The 8,114-nt window shown below is 25.7% G+C and carries 6 protein-coding genes; 4 read left to right on the top strand and 2 right to left on the bottom strand.

What is annotated here, in order from left to right; translation table 11 throughout:
• The coding region (locus tag Q0087_RS00040; RefSeq protein WP_297896848.1) for an Ig-like domain repeat protein at positions 1-1,897 on the bottom strand (1,897 nt) is incomplete at its 3' end.
• An 879-nt stretch (positions 1,898-2,776) separates the two neighbouring features.
• Here Q0087_RS00040 and cfbD point away from each other — a divergent pair.
• A complete protein-coding gene (gene cfbD / locus Q0087_RS00035; protein ID WP_297896845.1) occupies positions 2,777-3,868 on the top strand; it encodes a Ni-sirohydrochlorin a,c-diamide reductive cyclase catalytic subunit in 1,092 nt (363 codons plus the stop codon).
• A gap of 22 nt (positions 3,869-3,890) precedes the next feature.
• Positions 3,891-4,508: an imidazole glycerol phosphate synthase subunit HisH gene (gene hisH, locus Q0087_RS00030; RefSeq protein WP_297896842.1), complete on the top strand. Its 618-nt coding sequence runs from the start codon at positions 3,891-3,893 to the stop codon at positions 4,506-4,508.
• 128 nt (positions 4,509-4,636) lie between these two features.
• Here the strand turns inward: hisH and Q0087_RS00025 are convergent, their stop codons facing one another.
• Complete coding sequence (locus Q0087_RS00025; RefSeq protein WP_297896839.1) at positions 4,637-4,924, bottom strand: hypothetical protein; 288 nt, start codon at positions 4,922-4,924, stop codon at positions 4,637-4,639.
• 1,115 nt (positions 4,925-6,039) lie between these two features.
• Here Q0087_RS00025 and Q0087_RS00020 point away from each other — a divergent pair.
• Both Q0087_RS00020 and Q0087_RS00015 read left to right on the top strand, forming a co-directional pair.
• On the top strand, positions 6,040-7,560 hold the full coding sequence (locus tag Q0087_RS00020) for a catalase (RefSeq protein WP_297896836.1): 1,521 nt from the start codon (positions 6,040-6,042) through the stop codon (positions 7,558-7,560).
• Positions 7,561-7,583: 23 nt separating this feature from the next.
• Complete coding sequence (locus Q0087_RS00015) at positions 7,584-7,979, top strand: YbaN family protein (protein WP_297896833.1); 396 nt, start codon at positions 7,584-7,586, stop codon at positions 7,977-7,979.
• Positions 7,980-8,114: the final 135 nt, after the last annotated feature.

Below are 8,114 nucleotides of genomic sequence, written 5' to 3'. Positions count from 1 at the left end.
CATTAGTGGTTCCATTTCCAACATTCACACCATTAATATAAAACTTAACCAAAACACCAGAAACCGGATCCCCTTCCTGATTTTTAACAGTAGCATTTAAAACAACACTACTATTAAACTTACCAGAAACATCCACAACCACAACACTCAAATCACCCTTACCAACACTAACACTAGCATTAGAACTGACAAATGACATGTAATCAGCATCCCCATCAAAAACAACATAATAAGTAGATAATCCGATATTTGAAAGAGTATACGATAATTTAGCAATACCTTGATTATTGGTAGTACTACTACCATAGTAAACACCATTCACATAAAACTTAAGGATTTTATCACGAAGATCATTTCCATTTTCATCAGTTAATTTAGCAGTTAAATTTACTTTCTTGGATAGTTTGCCACTAACATTAGAAACAGTAATATTAACCCTTTGTTTGTGAGAATTTGTAAGTAAACCATTTTTAATAATAATTCCTTGATCACCATAGCTAGAATTAGAATAATAACCAGAATAATAACCAGATACTATAGAAGGACCAGCAATATCAACATAATATGTTAGATTTGCCATGCCATTAATCACATTAACATTTCCTAGGAAATTATTATTTAAATAAAAAGAAATAATTCCGCCAGTAATAGGATTGCCCATATTATCAGTTAAATTAGCAAAGATTAAAAAATTTTGTCCATTTTCAACATAATATGAATTATTATTTAAAAATGTGAGCCCAATAATACAAATTTTTCCATCATTATAAATTGAATCCCCTATATAAGTAGCTTTATTATTTAACATTTGATTTCCAAAAACAAATAAATATCCTGTGACATCATTGAAAATAGCTCCGCCCTGACAAGCTTTATTATTAGTAAAAATTGAATTAGAAATATTACAATTATTATTAGAAAAAATAGCTCCTCCACGGTCTGGAACATAACTATTATTAAAACTAGAATTATTAACTATTAATTTACCAATGTTGAAAATAGAACCCCCAATACTTGCATTATTACCATTAAAAATAGAATTATTGAGAGTTAAACTATCATTATTATAAATAGCTCCTCCACGGTCTGGAACGCGACAATTAATAAAGGTAGAGTTATATATTTTAGAGTATCCATTAACAAAAACAGCCCCGCCGAAACTAGCTTTAGTAAAAATAAAATTAGAATTAACGATATATGAATTTCCAGATGTATATATGGAACCACCATAATTATTAACAGAAGAATTAGTAAAATTAGAAGAATTAACAGTTAAATTTCCAATGTTATAAATGTCTCCACCACTACCACTAGCTTTATTACCTGTGAAGATAGAATCATAAATATCTAAATTTCCACTATTATAAATAGCTCCACCATCACTATAAACGGAGTTATTGATAAAATTAGAGCCAGTAATACTTAAATCACCAGTGTTATAAATAGCTGCACCCATTGGAAAACCAGTATTACTTAAAAAAGTACAATTAATTATAGTTAAACTTTTACTATTGTATACTGCACCATTTTCATAAAAACCAGCATTCTTTATTATTAAATTCTTAAGTGTTAAATTTCCCTTATTATTTATAAACCATGAGCCAGAACAATCAATAGTAGCTTTATTATTAGAATCGTAGCTCTGTATTGTTAAATTTTTATTACTGTTTACAGATAATTTATTGTTATTTCCGCCCTTATATGTTCCATTTAAAAGGTTAATATTATTATAATTTTCAGAACTAGATATAGTACTGTTTAATCCACCAGAAGTAGAGTTACTAATAGTTACTGAACCATCAGCAGCACAAAACTGAATAGATACAAATATAGATAAAATAAAGAAAATGCCTACTAAATAGGCATATTTACTCTTTACCAGAATAATTCCCCCCAATTCTCTAGTAATGCCGTAAAATGATTAAAAAAAGTATATAAAAAATTGATTCATTATATAAGTAAATGATATAGAATATTCAATAAAAAAAAAACAATTTAATTAAAATATTTAGCATTTATGTTGTAATATAATTGTTAAAATTCATAATATTAATTTTAACAACAATATTAATTTTTTATATATAACATTAATTTTTATCATACATATTTTTCAATAGAGAAAATATTACCCAATAATTATAATATTTTCCTAAATATAACATTGAAAAAATAAAAAAGAACAATTATTATATTTACTAACGATTATATAAAATTATTAATATATAAATGTTTTGATGATAAAATATTTAATAGTAATAAAAAAATGACATAAAAAAGATTTATTAGATTATGCTAAACTAAAAAAGATATTATAAGTTATTAAGGCAATTAATAATCAATTAATGAATAAATAAACGAAAAATATCAAAAAAAATCGTGGTAGAATAAGAAATAATTATTGATGAATTGAACAATTATCAAAATTTTGAAATATAAATAAACAAAATACCATAGCCCAATATTTTTTACAAGCTTTTAATTTTAGGAAAGCTTAGGAATAAAGAAAAAATAACTGCCAATGATTAGTGATTATATAAGAAATTAATATTTTACAGAAATAGTAATAAAAAAATCATATTTGATATTACAGAGGTTAATTTCAAGTGTAAAAATAAAGATTTACATCAAAATTAGCAAAATTTATTAAATAATGAGTTAAATAATGAAAATTTAAGTTTAAATAATAATTTCATAAATAACTTTAAAAAAGATAAATTATTAAATAATAACTTAATAAAACTAATTATTTCTTAAAATATATTAAAAAGGAGATAAAATGCATCCAAGACCAAGCCCAATAGCTGCTTCACTTTATACATTGAGAGATCTTAATGCTGATGTTATAATAATGCATGGCCCTCATGGCTGTTGTTTTAGAACTGGAAGACTTCTTGAAAGTGATGGAGTTAGAGTATTGACAACAGCAATGGCAGAAAATGATTTTATATTTGGAGCTAGTGATAAACTAGAAGAGACTCTTAAAAAGGCAAATGAAATGTTCAATCCAAAATTAGTTGGAATAGTTGGAACTTGTGCAAGTATGATAATAGGTGAAGATCTTAAAGAAGCTATTGAGAATGTTGAAACAGAAGCAATAGTATTACCTGTAGAATCTCATGGAGGATTTGGTGAAGGAGATAATACTGAAGGAGCAATAGCTGTATTAGAGGTAGCTAGTAAATATGGAGTGATTCCAGAAAAAGAAGCCAATAGACAAATAAATATGCTTAAATTAGCAACTAAAATTGAAAAAACAAGGGGGATGGCTAAAGGAAAATACATAAGACCAAATTTTGGAGATAATAAAGAAGAAGTGGCAAAAATAGTCTTGAAAAATCTTAAAGAAGGTAAAAAAGTAGCATTCGTACTTAATGCAAAAAAAGAAACCAGTTATTTGTTTGCAGATGTTTTAAATGTTGATTTCAAAAGTATAAACAAAGAAAACCAACCAAAAATTATAGCTAATCTTGATAAAAATATTGGACTTCCTAGAATAAGAGAACATGCCAAAAATATAACTAAAGAATTAGAAAAAAATGGAATATCTATTGATTATATTACTGGAGGATTAGATGAATATCCGATCACTCCCAAAAAAGCTGAAGATATATTGAAAGAAAATAATTTTGACTTAGTTATAGTTATTGGAGTTCCACATGCATTGAAAATTGAAGATATTAATCCAAAAATAGAAACAATAGCTGTTACAGATGGTCCGAGACTCGTTGAACCTTTAAGAGAATTGGGATACGATTATGTGGTAGCTGAGTTAGATGCCCACTCAAAAACACTCGGTACTTCTAAAATAGTGGACTCTGACTTTGGTATGATGATTAGAACTATTAGTAATTGGGATAAAAATAAATAAGAAAAGTAAAAAAGGTTACATCATGATTACAATTATTGATTATGGAAGTGGAAATCTAAGGAGTATTTCTAATGGGTTTTCTAAAATTAATATAAAATCAAATATCACTAATAATCCTGAAGAGATATCTAATGCAAAATATCTTGTTTTACCAGGGGTTGGTGCATTTGGACAAATTATGAATAATATTGAACCCTATAAAAAAATCATAACAGAACATATATCCGACGGCAAACCATTTTTAGGAGTTTGTTTAGGATTACAGGCATTACTATCAAAAAGTGAAGAAACACCAGGAATTAAGGGTTTAGATATTTTTAAAGGAGAAGTTAAAAAACTTCCAGCTGAAAACGGTCTAAAAATTCCACACATGGGTTGGAATCGCCTTGATATGACATTATGTGAACGGGAAAAAAGTTGTTCTATTATAGATGGCATAGATAAAGATTATTTCTATTTTGTTCACTCGTATTATGCATCACCAGAAGATGAAGAAGTAATATCAGGAACTACAGAATATGGGTTTGATGTTACAGCAGTTTTACACCAAAACAATGTATTTGCAACACAGTTCCACCCTGAAAAAAGTGGGCCTTCTGGTCTTAAAATGCTTAAAAATTTTGTTTCAATGAAATTATAAAAATTAAATATGTAAAAAATGAGAATATATCCAAATAAGACATAAAGAAAAAAGAATTATTTTAATTAAAAGGCCAATAAATTATATTAAAGACCTAATTTATTGAAATAATACATGATAAAAAGAGATTATAATTTAGAATAACTATAATAACCTTCTACATCAGTATTTTCATCAATAAACTTTATTTTATTATTTAATTTACAATCAACTAATATTTTACCATGTTCTAATTCGATGTGGAATACTCCATAATCAACAAGTTTAAGATAATCATCTTCATTTTCAAAATTTGCTAAAAAAGGCAACTCATCAAAAACTGGTTTTAAAGGATCTCTTTCTTCTATTCTCACATTTAAAACCTTTATAAACTCTAAATGTGTTTCAGCATGACCATTTCCTATATTTACATACATATAATTACCCTCTAATAGTATATCAGTTATAAAAATTTAAAATCAAAGTTAATATATTTTATTTAAAAGTTATAAAAAACTATTTAATTATAACAATAAAATACATTTTTCTATCTCCTTAATTAATTATATAAATTTTATTCTATTTATTTTACTATTATTATGATAATTTCACTTAATTAAGTATGGTTAATTATACTAAAAAGTACCAAAATAATATAAAACATTATTAAAAATATTTCATAAAATACATATATTGTATACCAGTAAATCAAAATAAAGAACAAAATAAATATTTTTCTAAGTTTATAATAAAATATATAAATTTTATTATATCCATTTTATTATTAAAAGAAAATTATTAATAATTAGGCATGAAAAATTATATTAAAAATTATACTAATATGATTTAATAACCAAAAACCCAATTCAAAATATTTTATAAAATACATATATTGTATATATCTAAAACAAAATAAACAACTAAATAAATATTTATATATCTTTATAATTAAATATACAAATTATATTTTGTCTATTTTACTATTGAAAGAAAATAATTAGTAATTAAGCAGGATAATATAATAAAAAATATACTAATATGATACAATATCATGAAAAACTAATGAAAAATATTTCATAAAATACATATATTGTATACCAGTAAAACAAAATAAAATAAACAATTATTTGATTATAAGTCCCTAAACTGTTTATAATTTCCTAATAAATGTGTTGTTCAATTTAATTTTTTAATTTCTAGTTATTTTAATTTATTTTAATAATTATTCTGATAATTTCCATACCAAAAATTAATATCATATTAATTAATATTTTAATAGTTCATATATTAATAATTTATATATTAATAATTAATATGATTTTATTTCGTTTTTTATTATTTTTTAACTATTATTAGAATTTTTTGTTTATTATCTCATGTTTTAAAAATGAAAATAAGTACTTAAAAAAAATATAAGAATTATATTATTTGAATTTAATTATACTATAAATAAAATTTAATAAAAAACCTATTAAAAAATTTAATTAAAAAATTATATATTTTAGTAGTAATATATTAATATACAAAAACAAATCACAAACAAGATGATAAAATGTCAAATAAAAAAAAATTCACAACAAATAAAGGAATTCCTGTACCTAATGATCAGGCATCCATTACCACAGGTAAAGGATCAAATTATACAATGTTAGGAGATTCTCATTTAACTGAGAAACTTGCGCATTTCGGTAGAGAAAGAATACCGGAAAGAGTCGTTCATGCGAAAGGAACTGGGGCTTATGGATATTTTGAAGTTACAAATGACCTTTCAAAATATACTAGAGCTAAATTTCTTTCAGAAGTTGGTAAAAAAACTGAGGTTTTTATAAGATTCTCTACCGTTGGGGGAGAAAGAGGTTCTGCTGATGCAAAAAGAGATCCTCGTGGAACTGCTATGAAATATTACACTGAAGAAGGAAATTACGATCTTGTTGGAAATAATACTCCAATTTTCTTTATTAGAGATGCAATAAAATTCCCAGATTTTATACATACTCAAAAGAGAAATCCAAAAAATAACTTGGCTGATGCAGATATGTTTTGGGATTTTATGTCCTTAACACCTGAATCAATACATCAAGCAACATTTTTATTTACAGATAGAGGAACTCCAAAAAATTTCAGACATATGGATTGTTTTGGAAGTCATACATTTATGTGGTATAATGAGAAAAATGAATATGTATGGGTAAAATATCATTTTAAAACAGCGCAAGGAATAAAAAACTTAACAAATGATGAAGCAGTTAAAATGTGCGGTGAAAATCCAGATCATGCTGTAGAAGATCTATTTAATGCTATTGAAGAGGGAAATTATCCAGAATGGAATGTTTATGTCCAAATAATGACTCCAGAAGAAGCAGAAAAATATGAATTTGATCCATTTGATGTAACAAAAGTTTGGTTCCATGGAGATTATCCATTAATTCCTCTAGGAAAATTAGTTTTAAATAAAAATCCAGAAAATTTCTTTGCTGAAGTTGAACAGGTTGCATTCGCACCTTCAAATTTTGTTCCAGGAATTGGACCTTCACCAGACAGACTTTTGCAAGGAAGGTTATTTTCTTATGAAGACACTCAAAGGCATAGACTAGGTCCAAATCATCACCAAATTCCAATAAACAGGGCAAAAAATACTGAAGTAAACACCTATCAAAGAGACGGGCCGATGACAGTCACAGATAATGGAGGAAGTGGGCCTAATTACTATCCAAATTCATTTGATGGGCCAGAAGTAGATGAAACAGTTACTCCACCAACTATAGAATTGAAAGCGGAAATTAATAGACACCCAAGGCCAGTTGAAGATGTTGACTTTTTCCAAACAGGTGAACTTTGGAGAAGAGTTTTAAATGATGAGGATAAGGATCATCTAGTATATAATATAGTTGTACACTTAGGAAATGCCCAAGAAAGAATTCAATATAGACAATGTGCTCTTTTCTACAAAGCAGAACCAGAATATGGAACACGTGTAGCTGAGGGAATTGGACTTGATATATCCAAAGTTAAAAATCTTTCTGAAATGACTCAAGAAGAAAGAGTTGAAGCCACAAAAAATGAAAAAATTTAATTGTTTTAAATAATTGTGCAAATATGGAACCTAAACGAAGCGTGTTTTTTAGCTTAGGGGTTGTTTTAGTAGGATTAGGTGCAGTAGGCATAGCTTTACCAATCTTACCGACCACTCCATTTATTTTAGCTGCTTTTTTCTGTTTTGGGAAAAGTTCAAAAAGAGCAGAAAAGTGGATTTCAAGCAATAGATACTTTGGAAGTTATATAGAAAATTATAAGAAAAAAGAAGGTATTCCACTAGATGTTAAAAGGAACAGTTTAATATTTTTATGGTTTATGTTGACTATTTCTGCTTTAATAATAAACAGTCCAATAATTAGATTAATTTTACTTATTGTAGGAATATGTGTTAGTGCACATATTTTACTTTTAAAAACTAAAAAAGAGACTATTTGTAAAAAAGAAGATGTTTGTTAAAAAAGTAATTATAAAAAGAGAGATTTAATTATTATTTTGTTATTATATTAGTTTTTTATTAATTTTTTCTATTAATTATTTATTAAATTAATTATTCCTTTTATTTATTCATTTATCTATTAAATTATCTATTAA

It is taken from the genome of uncultured Methanobrevibacter sp. (assembly GCF_937881195.1).
Lineage (GTDB): Archaea > Methanobacteriota > Methanobacteria > Methanobacteriales > Methanobacteriaceae > Methanobinarius.
This window is presented reverse-complemented; position numbering and strand designations above follow the sequence as displayed.